The following is a 16,142-nucleotide window of genomic DNA, read 5'->3' on the forward strand; positions in this document are numbered from 1 at the left end:
TGATTGTAGCGCCTCTTGGCTCCTTTTACAAAACAAAGGAACGGGAGACGAATGAAACCTCTTTAAATCATATCATTTTTCGGGACGAGTCTGAATAAGAATGCTAAGAGAAGGACAACTTTTCGTATTCGTAGAAGGAGAGTGAGATGGGTGCATGAAATTTCATGAGATGAGACAGGAGGATATAGAGAAGGCCATCAATACGGATTATCAACAAGGCCTTTCGTCTGCAGACGCCGAAAACCGGAAGAAGCAGTATGGATATAACCAGTTGGAGGAAGCCGAAAAACAATCGGCCCTATTGGTGTTTTTCAGTCAGTTTAAGGATTTCATGGTACTTGTGCTGCTGGCGGCGACCCTCATATCCGGACTTCTGGGTGAGTATATCGATGCCATTGCCATCATCGCCATCGTAGTGGTCAACAGCTTCCTCGGTTTCTTTCAGGAAAGAAAAGCTGAGAAATCGCTGCAGGCACTGAAGGAATTATCAGCACCCCAGGTTTCTGTCCTCCGGGATGGATCATGGATGAAGGTGCACTCCAAAGAAGTGACAATCGGAGATATCATCCGGTTCTCAAGCGGCGATCGGATCGGTGCCGACATCCGTTTGATCGAAACGAATAACCTGGAGATCGAAGAGTCTGCACTGACAGGAGAATCCCTTCCCGTCCTTAAAACGACCAAGCCTCTCCACGGTAAAGGGTTGAACCTCGGGGACATGGAAAATATGGCGTTCATGGGCACACTCGTCACCAGGGGGAACGGGTTGGGTGTCGTCACTTCCATCGGAATGAATACGGCCATGGGGCAGATCGCCGATATGATCCAAAAAGCTGAAACGATGACTACCCCGCTTCAGCGCAGGCTCGAGGAGCTCGGCAAGATCTTGATTACAGTTGCCCTCATCCTGACGGCCCTTGTCGTTGGAATCGGTGTGCTCCAGGGACATGACATCTACTCCATGTTCCTTGCAGGGGTATCTCTTGCGGTGGCCGCCATACCTGAGGGGCTTCCGGCGATCGTGACGGTTGCCCTGTCCCTCGGCGTCCAGAGGATGATCAAGCAAAAGGCGATCGTCCGTAAGCTTCCTGCCGTGGAGACACTGGGCTGTGCTTCGGTGATCTGTTCCGATAAGACAGGGACCCTCACCCAGAATAAAATGACTGTCACCAAGTTATGGAGTGCAGGAAGGCTGTGGGATGTGTCTGGCACCGGATATGTTCCGCAAGGTGATTTCTTCAACGGAGAATCAAGGGTTTCCCCGTCTTCTGATCAATCACTGAAACAGCTTCTGACGTTTGGAATGCTCTGCAACCATGCAGAACTAGTGGAAAGGGACGGCGAGCTCATACTTGACGGTGACCCGACGGAAGGTGCCCTTCTCGTAGCGGGGATGAAGGCGGGATTGACCCGGGACGCATTGTCGACCTCCTTCAGGATCGTGAAGGAATTCCCGTTTGACTCCACTCGGAAAATGATGACGGTCGTGGCAGAGGATGCTGCTGGAAAGCTTTTTGCAGTCACCAAGGGGGCTCCCGATGTCCTAGTAGGGAAAAGTGCGTCCATCATATGGGACGGAAAGGTTCAAAAAGCGGATGAAGCCGCTTTTCAAGCAGTGGAAGAGGCGATTTCCGGTATGTCTTCGAATGCCCTCAGGACCATCGCCATCGCCTATAAGCCTTTGAACGGTCAATCATTGGATCTGCTCACAGAGGCTGCGGTAGAAAAGGAAGTGACGTTCATAGGGCTCCAAGGAATGATCGATCCTCCTCGTCCCGAAGTCAAACAGGCGGTCAGGGAATGCCGTGATGCGGGAATCAAGACGGTGATGATCACGGGGGATCATGTACTGACGGCCAAAGCCATTGCCAAACAGCTCGGTATTTTGAAATCAAACGACAGGGTGATGGACGGTAAGGCGCTGAATGAGATGGAAATTGAAGAACTTGAAGAAATCGTCGAAGATGTCTCCGTATTCGCCAGGGTATCGCCAGAGCATAAATTGAAAATCGTAAAAGCCCTGCAGAACCGCGGTCACATTGTTGCAATGACCGGAGACGGGGTCAACGATGCACCGGCCATCAAGACGTCCGATATCGGGATCGCCATGGGCATAACCGGTACCGATGTGGCGAAGGAATCTTCATCCCTCGTCCTACTTGATGATAACTTTGCAACCATCAAATCGGCCATCAAGGAAGGGCGGAACATTTACGAAAATATCCGTAAATTCATCCGCTATCTCCTTGCCTCTAACGTGGGTGAGATCCTGGTCATGCTGTTTGCCATGCTCTTGGCCCTACCGCTTCCGTTGGTCCCGATCCAGATCCTGTGGGTCAATTTAGTGACGGATGGACTGCCGGCCATGGCCCTCGGCCTTGATAAGCCCGAAGGAGATGTGATGAAGCGGAAACCGCGGCATCCGAAAGAAGGAGTCTTTGCAAGGGGACTCGGCTGGAAGGTCGTCTCTAGGGGATTCCTTATCGGGGGTGTCACCCTTCTTGCCTTCATCATCGCCTATCATCAGCATCCGAATCAGCTTGAGTACGCCCAGACGATTGCATTTGCTACCCTGGTCCTTGCCCAGCTTATCCATGTATTCGATTGCCGCAGTGAGGTATCGGTGTTCTCGAGAAATCCATTCGGCAATATGTACTTGGTCTGGGCCGTGCTTTCATCCCTGGTGTTGATGCTGGTCGTGATCTATCTGCCGGGTCTTCAACCGATCTTCCATACCGTGTCCATCGAGCCGAGGGACTGGCTGCTGATTGTCGGCTTGAGCTCCATTCCGACGTTTTTACTGGCAGGTTCATTTTTTGCAAGAAAAAAACAATAGAATATGATATAATCCATAAGGTAATAGAGTTTGCTCTCTATTACCTTTTTTATAAGCAAGTGCGGGCCGCCTTTAGGTGTTCCGAGAATGAAATTCGACAGGCACGTCGCATAGATTGGGTGTGATTGGAATGGTCATCAGCATGACAGGCTTCGGACGGAGCCGGATTGAGTCGGGGGGACATACCGTCATTGTTGAAATGAAAACCGTGAACCATCGATTCAGCGAGCTCAATATCCGCATGCCGCGCCAACTCATGAAGCTTGAAGATAAGATCAAGAAGCAGCTCTCCACCTTTATTAACAGGGGGAAAATCGATCTGTTCATCGATATTTCCGGCGGAGGTCTCATACATAAGAATTTACATATTGACTGGGGACTCATTGAGGATTATCATCAGTTAGTAAATAAAGTGAAGGATACTTACTCACTCAAGGGTGATATCGCCCTCTCGGACCTTCTCGGCAGAGGGGAATTCGTTACGGTGGAAGAAACGGAAGAGGAGAATGCCGAACTTGACGAACTGGTCATGGAGGCAGTCCTGAAGGCTTCAGATGAATTAAGGAAGATGAGGGTGGAGGAAGGGAAGGCGCTTCATGCCGACTTCCTTATCCATCTGGATCAAATAAGGATCTGTCTAGACGAACTTTCAGCCCATGCACCCGCGGTGACCCTGCAATACAGGGAACGGCTCCGCAAGCGGATCCGGGAATGGAGTGAAGGAGATCCCGACGAGGCAAGACTCCTCTCCGAAGTGGCCATATTTGCAGATAAATCTGATATAACCGAAGAGTTGACGCGTCTCGGGAGTCATCTTCAGTACTTTCATGCCACATTGAATCAAGATGGTGTGATGGGGAGGAAACTGGATTTCATCATCCAGGAGATGAACCGGGAAGTGAACACGATCGGCTCCAAGGCAAATGACTCCAGCATTTCCACACTGGTGGTCGAGTTGAAATCGGCACTGGAGAAAGTGCGGGAGCAGGTCCAAAATGTTGAATAAGAAGTTTAGTTTCCACGTGAACGGGCGAAACTAAACTATTGATTAGGAGGAGCGTCATGTCAATCAAGCTCATCAATATAGGCTTTGGGAATATTGTATCAGCAAACCGAATCATATCGATCGTCGGTCCGGAATCAGCGCCCATTAAGCGCCTGATGCAGGATGCGAGGGATCGGGGAACATTAGTTGACGCTACATATGGAAGAAGGACGAGGGCCGTGATCATCACAGACAGCGATCATGTCATCCTGTCGGCCGTCCAACCCGAGACCGTTGCCCATCGAGTGACTGATAAAGAGGATTTAATAGAAGAAGGGCAGGGTAAATAAATGAAAGAAAAAGGATTGCTGATCGTTCTATCCGGACCTTCCGGAGTAGGGAAAGGGACAGTTCGAAAGGCGATTTTTTCCCAGGAAGATACAAAATTCGAATATTCCATTTCTATGACAACGCGTCATCCGCGTGAAGGGGAAGTGGACGGTGTGGACTACTTCTTCAAGACAAGAGAAGAATTCGAAGCACTGATCGAGCAGGGCAAACTTTTGGAGTATGCTGAGTTTGTCGGCAATTACTATGGCACGCCTGTTGACTATGTCCGCCAGACCCTTGAAGAAGGAAATGATGTTTTTCTTGAAATCGAGGTTCAGGGTGCGCAGCAGGTCAGGGACAAATTCCCTGAAGGCCTGTTCATATTCCTTGCTCCGCCAAGCTTGTCGGAGCTTCAGAATCGGCTGGTCACACGTGGGACTGAGACAGATGACCTGATTCAGGGCAGGATGAATACAGCCCGCAAGGAGATCGAAATGATGAATCTTTATGATTACATCGTTGAAAATGATCAAATCGAACATGCCGTCGGTAAGATCAAGTCCATCGTACAGGCTGAACACTGCAAGCGCGAACGTGTACAACAACGCTATCTAAATATGCTGGAGGTTGAGTGAATGTTATATCCATCTATTGATTCACTAATGAAAAAGATCGATTCGAAATATTCGTTGGTCAGCGTGGCTGCCAAAAGAGCGCGTGATCTACAGGATAAAAAGGACTTCCGCATGGAACAATATGTGTCGGAAAAGTTCGTTGGTAAGGCCCTTGAAGAAATCCACTCCGGCCACTTGTCCATGAAAGAAAGAGACGAAAAAGCCATCTATGAGGATGAATAAATCCCATCTGTACGGCAAATAGGAAATGAAGAGGGTTGAACCGGGAAGTGATGAACTTTTCCGGTACAGCCCTATTTTCTTTTTGCGGCAATATCCTTCATAATAGAGGCTACGAATAGATTAGATAATGGAGGCAATGAACGATATGGGGAAAAAAATACTATTGTGCGTGACCGGTGGGATCGCAGTATATAAAGCAGCAGCACTCACGAGCAAGCTTGTGCAGGCGGGCTTCGAGGTAAAGGTCATGATGACGGAATCCGCGAGGGAGTTCGTTTCCCCGCTCACCTTCCAGGCATTGTCGCGCCAGGATGTCTACTGGGATACATTTGATGAGAAAATTCCAGCGAAGATCGCCCATATCGACTTGGCAGATTGGGCAGACCTTGTACTAGTGGCACCTGCTACGGCAAATATGATTGGGAAACTTGCCGGCGGTATCGGAGATGACATGATCTCCACCACGTTACTTGCGACAGAGGCCGAGATTTGGATTGCTCCTGCCATGAACGTCCATATGTATGACCATCCTGCAGTCAAGAGGAACATTGCCACACTGCATGAGGATGGCTGCCGGTTCGTTGAACCGAGTGAAGGGTACTTGGCATGCGGATACGTCGGCAAAGGCCGACTGGAAGAACCTGAAAAGATCGTAGAACTGATTGCCGCTCACTTTCACTCTCCGACAGAACAGCCACTTAAAGGGAAGACCGTCCTTATTTCTGCCGGTCCGACAAGGGAAATCATTGATCCTGTCCGATATTTCTCAAACCGCTCTACTGGGAAAATGGGATTTGCCGTGGCAGAGGCAGCTGCAAATATGGGCGCCGATGTGACCCTGGTATCAGGTCCGGTCAATCTGTCTCCACCGCGTGGGGTGCATCTCGTCGAGGTGACGACAGCAGAGGACATGTATGAGGCAGTACTCGCGAAATTCGAGGGTGCAGACATCGTGGTGAAGAGTGCCGCGGTCGTCGATTATCGTCCAAAGGAAGTCCATAAGGAAAAAATGAAAAAACAAGATGGCAATCTGATCATAGAATTCGAGCGGACGAAGGATATCCTCATGGAGCTCGGAAAAAGGAAGAACGGGCAATACCTTATCGGGTTCGCTGCCGAAACGTCCAAAATCGGTGAATACGCCAAAGGTAAGCTCGAAAGAAAAAGAGCTGATATGATCGTTGCAAACAATGTGAGCGAAGAAGGTTCAGGCTTCGGGACAGATACAAATAAAGTAACCATTGTGACAGAAGACGGCATACGTGAATTGCCGATGCTCTCAAAGTCAAAAGTGGCAGAAGAAATACTTCTTGAAGCATTGAGACGGATGGATTCTTGATGAAAAATGTAGCAAGCGTCATCGTTGATGTTGCTGCCATGCAGACGGACCGCTGCTTTGATTATCTCATACCTGCTGAATGGACAGGGAGCATTGTGCCGGGGATGAGGGTCGTCGTTCCATTCGGTCCCAGAAAAGTACAGGGATTCGTCATGGAACTGAAAGAAAAGAGTGAGGTGGCGAAACTCAAACCGATTGCGGAACCGATGGATCTGAAACCGGTACTCAACAATGAGCTTCTTACGATGGCAGATTGGCTTACGGAGAATACGCTATGCTTTAAGATCTCTGCCCTCCAGGCTATGCTGCCTGCAGCCATGAAAGCAAAATATGAGAAACAGTTGGTAGTGGAAAAGGGTATTCACGTCGAGAACCTGTCTGAACCCCTCAGACCCCATTTCCTTAAAGGGACCGCCACTTGGAAATCCATCGAGACCGCTGGCTTGCTCCCGCTGGCTCAGCATGAAGTGAAAAACGGCATACTGGAAGTCGTGTATAAGGTAAAAGGGAAAACGAATAAAAAGATGATCAGGAAACTATATCTTGGTATAGCCCCTGAAACCGTCGAAACGGAAGCTTCCGCCCTCCCGGCGCAGGCTAAGAAACAACGTGATGTCCTCATGTTGTGGAAGGAACATGCCGATCAGGGGTTCTCAATGAAAGAGCTTTCGGAGCGGGCGGGGACGACGGCTTCCACCATTCAATCCTTGGTGAAAAAGGGACTCCTCGTCCAACAGGATGAAGAGATTTACCGGGATCCATTCGAAGATCGGACGTTCAAGCAAACCACTCCACTTCCCTTAACTGATCAACAGGGGGAAGCAATCACCCCCATTCTTGAAAAAATCGAATCCGGTATACAGGAAACCTTTCTCCTTTATGGTGTGACAGGGAGCGGGAAGACAGAGATCTACCTTCAATCGATCCAACGGGTGCTTGAACAGGGAAAGGAAGCCATCGTACTTGTTCCTGAAATCGCCCTGACTCCTCAAATGGTGAATCGCTTCAAAGGGCGATTCGGCAATGAGGTTGCCGTACTTCACAGCGGGCTATCTTCAGGAGAGAAATATGACGAGTGGCGAAAGATCGAGCGGAAGGAAGTCCGGGTTGTAGTCGGGGCTAGGTCTGCCGTATTCGCACCGTTTGAAAATCTAGGTATCATCATCATCGATGAAGAGCATGAAACCAGCTACAAACAAGAAGAAAATCCCCGATACCATGCCCGTGATGTCGCCATTTGGCGAAGTGAATACCATGGATGCCCGGTGGTTCTAGGAAGTGCGACACCATCATTGGAATCATTCGCCAGGGCTTCAAAAGGGGTATACACCCGGTTGAACCTCAGCAAACGGATGAATGACGGGCCCCTGCCTTCAGTAGACATTGTCGACATGCGGGAGGAACTCCGCGAAGGGAACCGCTCGATGTTTTCGAGGAATCTGTTTGAAAAACTGGAGGACCGCCTTTCTAAAGGAGAGCAGACGGTCCTCTTCCTCAACAGAAGGGGCCACTCATCCTTTATCATGTGCCGGGACTGCGGGTATGTCGTGCAGTGTCCGAATTGTGATATCTCGTTGACGTACCATCGCTTCTCCAACGGAATGAAATGCCATTATTGCGGATACGAAGAGCGTGTACCGGAGACCTGTCCGGAGTGTACCAGCGAACATATCAGATATTTCGGCACGGGAACGCAAAAAGTGGAGGAGGAGCTCACTAAGCTGCTCCCTCAAGCACGGATCATCCGGATGGATGTGGATACCACCACAAGGAAGGGATCCCATGAAAGGCTGCTGACTTCCTTCGGGGAAGGAAAGGCCGATATCCTATTGGGTACCCAGATGATAGCGAAAGGATTGGATTTTCCCAACATCACCCTTGTGGGCGTCCTCAGTGCGGACACGATGCTCCATATCCCCGATTTCCGCTCTGCGGAGAAGACGTTCCAGCTTCTGACCCAGGTGAGCGGCAGGGCGGGGCGTCACTCCCTCCCGGGTGAAGTCGTCATCCAGACATACACGCCGGAGCACTACTCGGTTGAACTCGCTTCGAGTCATGACTATGAGCGATTTTATGAACAGGAAATGGCGATGAGGAAAATGGGATCTTATCCTCCATTTTATTATATTTCCCTTGTCACGATCAGTCATGAAGACCTGATGAAGGTAGTGGATGTATCGGAGAAAATGACGGGCTTCATCAGGAGTAGATTATCCGGTATGACGAAGATCCTTGGTCCCGTTGCTTCACCCATCCCCAGAATCAAAAATAGATATCGATACCAATGTTTGATAAAATACAAGCGGGAACCGCGACTGGCGGAGACGCTGAAGACGCTGCTTGAACAATTTCATCAGCAGTACGCTTCACAAGGCCTCACGGTCAGCATCGATGTGAATCCTTATGTCATGATGTGACCTTACTGGCGAAACAATTATAGAAAGTTGGAATTTGAATGGCTGTATTACCGATCGTCATGCATCCCGATCCGATCCTCGTAAAGCGATGTGAACCGGTGAAGGAGTTTGATAAAAAATTGAAGAAGCTTCTTGATAATATGTACGAAACGATGATCGAAGCAGATGGTGTCGGACTTGCTGCACCACAAGTGGGAGTTGACCTCCAAGTAGCCGTCGTGGATATCGGGGATGAGACAGGCACGATCGAACTCATCAATCCCGAAATCTTTGAACACTCAGGGGAGCAGACCGATCTTGAAGGATGTCTGAGTTTCCCTGGTCTTTTCGGGGAAGTGAGCCGTCCATATAGCATCTCATTCAGGACGCAGGACCGGAAGGGAAGATGGCTTGAAGGCAGGGCAGAAGGGTTCCTTGCCCGGGCGATCCAGCATGAAATCGATCATTTGCACGGTGTCCTTTTCAATACAAAGACTGAAAAGCTCCTGACGGAAGATGAATTAGAAAGGTTTGAAGAAGAATGACCAAAGTGATTTTTATGGGGACCCCGGATTTTTCCGTCCCGGTCCTGAAAGCCTTGATCGAGAACGAGTATGAAGTGGTTGCTGTTGTAACCCAACCCGATCGTCCCGTGGGAAGAAAACGCATCCTCACGCCCCCACCCGTCAAGGTAGAGGCTGAAAAGCACGGTATCTCCATCTACCAGCCGGAAAAGATCAAGAATTCCGATGAACTGGAAGAAGTGCTCGCATTAGAACCCGATTTGATCGTAACGGCAGCATTCGGTCAGATTCTTCCGAAGCGCCTCCTCGACGCACCCAAGCATGGCTGTATCAACGTCCATGCGTCACTGCTGCCAGAACTCAGGGGAGGGGCTCCGATCCATTACTCCATCCTTCAGGGGAAATCCTCCACAGGTATCACCATCATGTATATGGTAGAAAAGCTGGATGCAGGCGATATCATCAGCCAGGTTGAAGTTGAAATCGAAGAAACGGATCATGTGGGGACCCTCCATGATAAGTTGAGCGAAGCGGGTTCAGCCCTTCTGATCGAGACACTTCCAAAGCTTCTGGATGGATCCGTCTCACCGGTCAAACAAGACGAAGAACAGGCCACCTTCGCGTGGAACATCAAACGTGAGCAGGAAAAGATCGATTGGACAAAATCCGGGAAGGAAGTGTACAACCATATCCGCGGTCTGCACCCTTGGCCAGTGGCTTATACGACCCTCGCTGGAGCCGTTATGAAAATCTGGTGGGGTGAAAAGGTGAAGGGTCATGGTTCATCGGTACCCGGGGAGGTCCTCGCGATCGAAGAGGATGGATTCATCGTTTCTACAGGTGATGATATATCCATCAAAGTGACCGACCTTCAACCTTCGGGCAAAAAGCGGATGAGTGCCAAGGACTATTTAAGGGGCGCGGGCTCTCACCTCACAGTCGGGGACAGGATCGGTGAAGAACATGAGTAAGCAGAAAACGGTCAGGGAAGCCGCACTGGAAGTCATTGAAGCCGTTGAAAAAAACCAATCCTACAGCAATCTGCTGCTCAATCATGTCATCGAGAAGAACGATATCCCGTCAAGGGATGTCGGTCTCCTTACCGAGCTTACATATGGAACGATCCAGCGGAAGATGACGCTGGATTATTATTTGAAGCCGTTCGTAAGAGGAAAGGTCGAAAGCTGGGTCAGACAGCTCCTGCGCATGTCCCTTTATCAGCTTGTGTATCTGGATCGCATCCCCGATCGGGCCGTATTTTATGAAGCAGTCGAAATTGCTAAAAAACGAGGTCACAAAGGAATCTCCGGGATGGTGAACGGTGTGCTCCGTTCGGTACAGCGGAAGGGGCTTCCGTCGCTTGAAGACATTCAAGATCCCATCGAGAGAGTATCCGTTGAAACGAGTCACCCTCTATGGCTTGTGAAAAGATGGAGCGATCAATTCGGTCTCGAGAAAACGAAGGCCATGTGTGAAACGAATCTCCTTGCACCAAATCAGACGGCAAGGGTCAATCCGCTCAAAGGGACAAGGGAAGAACTGTTGGAAATTCTCACCGAGCATGGGCACTCCGTTCAAGAAAGTCCCATCGTTCCCGAAGCGATCCAGTCACTCAGGGGAAACCTGGCCAAGACGGATGAATACCGGAATGGAAGGTTGACGGTTCAGGATGAAAGTTCCATGCTCGTGGCTCATGCCCTTAAATTAGAAGAAGGTATGAAGGTACTCGATGCTTGTGCGGCACCAGGTGGGAAAACGACCCATATCGCCGAGATGTTGAAGAATACAGGTGAGGTACACGCCCTAGACCTTCATGCCCATAAAGTGAAGCTCATCGCTGAAAATGCCGGTAGACTCGGTCTCTCCAATGTCCATGCACGTACCCTCGACAGCCGCAAAGCCGGAGAGGTGTTCGCAGAAGAAAGCTTTGATCGAGTCCTTGTTGATGCTCCGTGTTCAGGACTTGGTGTCCTGAGAAGGAAGCCCGATATCAAGTATGTGAAGAAGGAACAGGATTTGAACTCCCTGCAGAAAATCCAGCTTGATATTCTAGACGCTGCATCCAAACTGCTGAAAACGGATGGGATCCTTGTATATAGTACGTGTACAGTTGACCAAAATGAAAACGAAGGTACCGTGACGGAATTCTTGAGGCATCATCCTGAATTCGAACCCCACCACCTTGATGACATGCCGGAAGCGGTAAAACCATTCATCCAAGGCCATATGCTGCAGGTATTCCCGCAGGATTTCGGAGGGGATGGATTCTTTATCTCATGCTTCAGGAAGAAAAATGGATAAGCGTATTGTAAAGCAGGAAAATTCGCCATCGGAGTCGTAAGAGTAGTAAAGCCTTCTTTGACGGAGGAAAGAGGGGAAGCCCCTTTCCTTCACCGGGAAGTGCCAGTAGAGACGAGGTGACCTATGTGAAAACGGTATATTATTCGGATAAAGGGAAAGTGAGACAGCTTAACGAAGATAGTGCAGGTGTATTTGTCAATGGACATGGAGACTACCTGGCAGTGGTAGCGGACGGGATGGGCGGCCATCGTGCTGGTGACGTTGCCAGTCAGTTGACCATATCATTCCTCGATGAACGCTGGGGGAAGACAGAAAAGTTCCATACAGCTGATGAAGCTGAAAATTGGTTGAGGTCGACCATTGCAGACGTCAATCATGAAGTTTTCACTTATGCGCAGTCCAATTCTGATTGTGAAGGAATGGGTACGACGCTTGTCGGTGCCATCTGTACATCCCTATTCGCCACTGTGGTGAATGTCGGGGACAGCAGGGGCTATATCCTTAATGAAAACGGGTTCCATCAGCTGACGGAAGATCACACCCTTGTCAACGAGCTTGTCAGGAGCGGAGAAATCACTAAGGAAGATGCAGAGCATCATCCAAGGAAGAATGTCATCCTGAGGGCGATCGGCACAGAAGAAACCATCAGCATGGATATCAAGACAATCATGTTTGAAGAAGAAGATGTGCTGCTATTATGCTCCGATGGGTTATCCAATAAAGTATCGGAAAGAGAGATGCAGCGGATTTTGGTTGAAGATCATCCACTCTCGGATAAAGGGGAAGCTCTGGTAGATCGCGCCAATGAATACGGCGGAGAAGATAATATTACTGTAGTGATCGTTGAGTATGCCGCTGTAACGGAAAGCGGGTGATCGTATGATGAATGGAAAGCGCATCAGTGGCCGCTACAAAATTATCAAACTGATCGGCGGGGGCGGCATGGCCAATGTATACCTTGCCCATGATATGATCCTTGACCGGGAAGTCGCCATCAAGACGCTGCGGTTGGATTTCGCTAATGAAGAAGAATTCATCAAGCGCTTCCAGCGTGAGGCACAATCTGCCACAAGCCTTACTCACCCGAATATCGTCAGCATATACGACGTCGGTGAGGAGGATGACCTGTCTTATATCGTGATGGAGTACGTCCATGGCATGACCTTGAAGCAGTACATACAGCAACATTCTCCCGTGGATGTGGAAAAAGCGATCGATATCATGAAGCAGTTGACCATGGCCATCGCACACGCCCACCAGAATCATATCATCCATAGGGATATCAAGCCCCATAACATCCTTCTGGACGAAGAAGGCAATGTCAAAATTACCGATTTCGGGATTGCCATGGCCTTGAGTGCCACCTCCATCACCCAGACGAACTCGGTTCTCGGGTCCGTTCACTATTTGTCTCCCGAGCAGGCAAGGGGGGGAATGGCAACAAAGAAATCGGATATCTATTCTCTTGGGATCGTCATGTTCGAATTGCTGACCGGACGCCTCCCGTTTTCTGGAGAATCTGCGGTTTCTATTGCTTTGAAACATTTGCAGTCCGAGACGCCTTCCATGAAGCGGTGGGCACCGCATATCCCACAGAGCGTCGAGAATATCGTCCTGAAAGCTACAGCCAAAGATCCTTTCAGAAGATATGAAAATCTGGATGAACTGCAGGAAGAGCTAAAGACATGCCTTGAGCCCGGTCGCTTGGACGAACCAAGATTCAGCGTGCCTCTGGATGATGAAGCAACGAAGGCCATTCCGGTCATAACCGACCAGAATGCACACTCCAATCTGGACGATACGATCGTCCATCATCAATCAACACCTGAAGAAATGGATACAAAGCCGTCGGCTCCAGTAGTGGAAGCGAAGAAGGGCAAGAAAGATAAGCAGAAAAAGAAGAAATCGAAAGACAAAAATAAAAAGAAGTGGCCGATCCTGATTGTTTCACTCTTTTTCCTCTTGGTGCTGCTGGGTGCGGCGGCCGTTTATTTCATCCCCGATCTCCTCGGACCCAAGGAAATCGAGGTTCCGGATGTATCCGGCAAGGAATCAGCTGAAGCAGCATCCCTCATCGTGTCTCAAGGGTTTGTAGTGGGCAAGACCGAAAAGCAGCCGAGCGAGACCGTACCTGAAGGGGAAGTGATCAAAACGAACCCCAAGGGAGGGAGGACGGCTAAAGAAGGCTCCACCATTGATCTCTATGTCAGTTCGGGAAAAGAGAAAATCGAGATGAAGGACTATACGGATGCCATGTATGATGTGGCGAAAAAAGATCTCGAGGAGCTTGGGTTTGAGGTAGAGAAGGAAGAAGTGAATGACCAGGCGGAGGAGGGAACCATCCTCAGGCAGGACCCATCGGAAGGTGAGGAAGTCATACCGGACGAAACGACAGTCACACTAACCGTAAGTCTGGGCCCCGTTTCATTCGATCTCAGGGACCTGACCGGTTTTGATAGCAAACTTCTTGAAGAGTACGAGGATTTGAGAGGCATCTCGATCGAAAAAGGTGCAGAAGCCTACTCCGATAATATCCCGGAAGGAAGCGTCGTCTCCCAGGAAACCAAAGCGGGAACGCCGATATTTGAAGGGGACGTCATCTATGTGACGATTTCTAAAGGTCCGGACCCGACTCAACAGAAGGAAGAAGAAGAGGCAGCAGCGTCTAAAACGACGAAAGAAGTGCCTCTAGAACTTTCGATTCCTTATGAAAAGGAAGATGGGACCCCTCAATCCGTCGATATTTATATCGAGGATGCCAACAAGAAATTGGATGATAGCGATCAACTTCTGGCCATCACGGAAGAAACCTCTGTTACATTGACCTTCACTCTTGAAGAAGGGCAAGAAGGAAAGTATAGGATCCTTTTAGATGGCAAGGAGTATAAAGAAGATACAGTGGAATATCCTAATGATTGATAAGAGTAGTCCTTGTTGGGGCTGTCTCCGTCTTAGACGGGACAGTCCCATTATTTTCGATTATAATGAGGATGTAAACCAGAACGGAGGTAGCGAATGGCTGAAGGGAAAATTGTGAAAGCGCTCAGCGGTTTCTATTACGTACTTTCTGAAGGGACCGTCACTCAATGCAGGGGTAGAGGGAACTTCAGGAAAAATAAAATCACGCCCCTTGTTGGGGATCACGTTGAGTTCCAGGCGGACAATGTGACCGATGGATACATATTGAAGGTTTTTGAACGAAAGAATGAGCTCGTCAGGCCACCGATCGCCAATGTGGATCAAGCGATCCTCGTCTTTTCGGCGAGCGAGCCGGATTTCAGCACGACACTTCTTGACCGATTCCTCGTACTTATCGAGAGTAAGGAAATCGACCCGCTCATCTGCATTACGAAAATGGACCTTCTTACGGAGGAGGAGATGGGCAGGATCCACCGATACGCAGACGACTACCGGAGGATGGGGTATGAAGTGCTGACGACTTCTTCGAAAACGGAACAGGGCGTCAAAGAACTCGCCCCGTATCTTAGGGATAAGATTTCGGTGTTTGCAGGTCAGTCAGGGGTCGGGAAATCCTCTCTGCTCAACGCACTTGATCCCGAACTCGATCTGAAGACCGCCATGATTTCAAGCCACCTTGGAAGGGGAAAACATACAACACGTCATGTGGAGCTGATCCATGTAGACGGAGGCCTCGTGGCAGATACACCCGGTTTCAGTTCACTGGACTTCACGGAGCTTGATGAATCCGATCTGCCTCTATGCTTTCCAGAAATGGTGACGGCTTCTGAAGCTTGCAAATTCAGGGGATGCCTGCATGTGAATGAACCAAAGTGCGCGGTGAAAGAGAAAGTGGAGGCGGGAGACATCCCGGCCTATCGATACGATCATTATCTATCCTTTCATCAGGAAATCAAAGAAAGAAAGCCGAGGTATTAATGATGAAGATTGCACCATCGATTCTGTCAGCAGATTTTTCTAAACTAGGGGAGGATATCCGTGAGGTTGATGCGGGTGGAGCGGATTACATTCACGTGGATGTGATGGATGGTCACTTTGTACCGAACATCACTCTTGGACCGCCGATCGTCAAAGCCATTCGTCCCATCACAGGCCTTCCCCTCGACGTCCATCTGATGATATCGGAACCGGCCAAGTATGTGGACGCATTTGCCGACGCAGGGGCAGATTATATCACTGTGCATGTAGAAGCGGATCCGCATATTCACAGGACCATCCAGTTGATCAAAAATCGGGGAGTGAAAGCAGGTGTTGTCCTTAATCCAGGCACAGCCTCAGAGCTGATCAAACCGCTCATAGCGGATATTGATATGGTGCTCCTCATGACAGTCAATCCAGGCTTTGGTGGTCAGGCGTTCATTCCATCCGTGGTCACTAAGATCAAAGAAATCAGGAAGTGGGCCGATGAACTGAATCCAGCCCTAGAGATCGAAGTCGACGGCGGAATCAATCCCGAGACCATCGCAGTTTGTGCCGAAGCTGGCGCAGATGTATTCGTTGCCGGATCAGCCATCTACAATCAAAGCGATCGTAAAAAAGCAATTGAAGATCTTAAAGCAGCGGCTTCTGTGGGGAAAGCAGAGTAGCATCTCTGC

At 49.5% G+C, this 16,142-nt stretch carries 14 protein-coding genes; all 14 read left to right on the forward strand.

All coding sequences use genetic code 11. The features are described 5' to 3' along the window. The first annotated feature begins 154 nt into the window (after positions 1-154). Positions 155-2,836, forward strand: coding sequence for a cation-translocating P-type ATPase (locus K6T23_RS09750; RefSeq protein WP_238284236.1), 2,682 nt, complete (start codon positions 155-157; stop codon positions 2,834-2,836). 130 nt (positions 2,837-2,966) lie between these two features. Then, the gene (locus tag K6T23_RS09755) at positions 2,967-3,842 is read left to right on the forward strand and encodes a YicC/YloC family endoribonuclease (RefSeq protein ID WP_218245863.1); all 876 of its coding nucleotides are present in this window, start codon (positions 2,967-2,969) and stop codon (positions 3,840-3,842) included. 56 nt (positions 3,843-3,898) lie between these two features. Then, entirely contained in the window at positions 3,899-4,171 is a 273-nt protein-coding gene (remA, locus tag K6T23_RS09760; protein WP_048004103.1) for an extracellular matrix/biofilm regulator RemA, read from the forward strand. Next, a complete protein-coding gene (gene gmk / locus K6T23_RS09765) occupies positions 4,172-4,786 on the forward strand; it encodes a guanylate kinase (protein ID WP_053427342.1) in 615 nt (204 codons plus the stop codon). Then, positions 4,787-5,008 carry a DNA-directed RNA polymerase subunit omega gene (gene rpoZ, locus K6T23_RS09770; protein WP_056537277.1) on the forward strand — a complete coding sequence of 74 codons (222 nt, stop codon included), beginning with the start codon at positions 4,787-4,789 and terminating at the stop codon, positions 5,006-5,008. A 145-nt stretch (positions 5,009-5,153) separates the two neighbouring features. Next, entirely contained in the window at positions 5,154-6,347 is a 1,194-nt protein-coding gene (gene coaBC, locus K6T23_RS09775; RefSeq protein WP_420493498.1) for a bifunctional phosphopantothenoylcysteine decarboxylase/phosphopantothenate--cysteine ligase CoaBC, read from the forward strand. Continuing rightward, entirely contained in the window at positions 6,347-8,764 is a 2,418-nt protein-coding gene (priA, locus tag K6T23_RS09780) for a primosomal protein N' (RefSeq protein WP_238284237.1), read from the forward strand. Before coaBC ends, priA begins: the two co-directional genes overlap by 1 nt. A gap of 38 nt (positions 8,765-8,802) precedes the next feature. Then, positions 8,803-9,288, forward strand: coding sequence for a peptide deformylase (def, locus tag K6T23_RS09785; protein WP_053427338.1), 486 nt, complete (start codon positions 8,803-8,805; stop codon positions 9,286-9,288). Beyond that, the gene (gene fmt / locus K6T23_RS09790) at positions 9,285-10,238 is read left to right on the forward strand and encodes a methionyl-tRNA formyltransferase (RefSeq protein WP_056537270.1); all 954 of its coding nucleotides are present in this window, start codon (positions 9,285-9,287) and stop codon (positions 10,236-10,238) included. Before def ends, fmt begins: the two co-directional genes overlap by 4 nt. Then, a complete protein-coding gene (rsmB, locus tag K6T23_RS09795) occupies positions 10,231-11,568 on the forward strand; it encodes a 16S rRNA (cytosine(967)-C(5))-methyltransferase RsmB (protein ID WP_238284238.1) in 1,338 nt (445 codons plus the stop codon). Before fmt ends, rsmB begins: the two co-directional genes overlap by 8 nt. Positions 11,569-11,693: 125 nt before the next feature. Beyond that, complete coding sequence (locus K6T23_RS09800; protein WP_056537263.1) at positions 11,694-12,443, forward strand: Stp1/IreP family PP2C-type Ser/Thr phosphatase; 750 nt, start codon at positions 11,694-11,696, stop codon at positions 12,441-12,443. A 4-nt stretch (positions 12,444-12,447) separates the two neighbouring features. Continuing rightward, on the forward strand, positions 12,448-14,487 hold the full coding sequence (gene pknB, locus K6T23_RS09805; protein WP_238284239.1) for a Stk1 family PASTA domain-containing Ser/Thr kinase: 2,040 nt from the start codon (positions 12,448-12,450) through the stop codon (positions 14,485-14,487). A gap of 96 nt (positions 14,488-14,583) precedes the next feature. Further along, positions 14,584-15,465 carry a ribosome small subunit-dependent GTPase A gene (gene rsgA / locus K6T23_RS09810; RefSeq protein WP_053427333.1) on the forward strand — a complete coding sequence of 294 codons (882 nt, stop codon included), beginning with the start codon at positions 14,584-14,586 and terminating at the stop codon, positions 15,463-15,465. Further along, positions 15,465-16,133 (forward strand): ribulose-phosphate 3-epimerase, encoded by a 669-nt coding sequence (gene rpe / locus K6T23_RS09815; RefSeq protein WP_238284240.1) that lies wholly within the window; start codon positions 15,465-15,467, stop codon positions 16,131-16,133. The genes rsgA and rpe overlap by 1 nt, the downstream gene beginning before the upstream one ends. The last annotated feature ends 9 nt before the right edge of the window (positions 16,134-16,142 follow it).

Source organism: Rossellomorea marisflavi, from assembly GCF_022170785.1.
Classification (GTDB): Bacteria; Bacillota; Bacilli; order Bacillales; family Bacillaceae_B; genus Rossellomorea; species Rossellomorea marisflavi_B.

Excerpts from the sequence above, each read along its gene's own strand:
- rpoZ (WP_056537277.1), top strand. The coding sequence starts at position 4,787 with ATGTTATATCCATCTATTGATTCACTAATGAAAAAGATCGATTCGAAA.
- pknB (WP_238284239.1), top strand. The coding sequence starts at position 12,448 with ATGATGAATGGAAAGCGCATCAGTGGCCGCTACAAAATTATCAAACTG.
- def (WP_053427338.1), top strand. The coding sequence starts at position 8,803 with ATGGCTGTATTACCGATCGTCATGCATCCCGATCCGATCCTCGTAAAG.
- fmt (WP_056537270.1), top strand. The coding sequence starts at position 9,285 with ATGACCAAAGTGATTTTTATGGGGACCCCGGATTTTTCCGTCCCGGTC.
- rsmB (WP_238284238.1), top strand. The coding sequence starts at position 10,231 with ATGAGTAAGCAGAAAACGGTCAGGGAAGCCGCACTGGAAGTCATTGAA.
- remA (WP_048004103.1), top strand. The coding sequence starts at position 3,899 with ATGTCAATCAAGCTCATCAATATAGGCTTTGGGAATATTGTATCAGCA.
- priA (WP_238284237.1), top strand. The coding sequence starts at position 6,347 with ATGAAAAATGTAGCAAGCGTCATCGTTGATGTTGCTGCCATGCAGACG.
- coaBC (WP_420493498.1), top strand. The coding sequence starts at position 5,154 with ATGGGGAAAAAAATACTATTGTGCGTGACCGGTGGGATCGCAGTATAT.
- K6T23_RS09750 (WP_238284236.1), top strand. The coding sequence starts at position 155 with ATGAAATTTCATGAGATGAGACAGGAGGATATAGAGAAGGCCATCAAT.
- rsgA (WP_053427333.1), top strand. The coding sequence starts at position 14,584 with ATGGCTGAAGGGAAAATTGTGAAAGCGCTCAGCGGTTTCTATTACGTA.
- gmk (WP_053427342.1), top strand. The coding sequence starts at position 4,172 with ATGAAAGAAAAAGGATTGCTGATCGTTCTATCCGGACCTTCCGGAGTA.
- rpe (WP_238284240.1), top strand. The coding sequence starts at position 15,465 with ATGATGAAGATTGCACCATCGATTCTGTCAGCAGATTTTTCTAAACTA.
- K6T23_RS09755 (WP_218245863.1), top strand. The coding sequence starts at position 2,967 with ATGGTCATCAGCATGACAGGCTTCGGACGGAGCCGGATTGAGTCGGGG.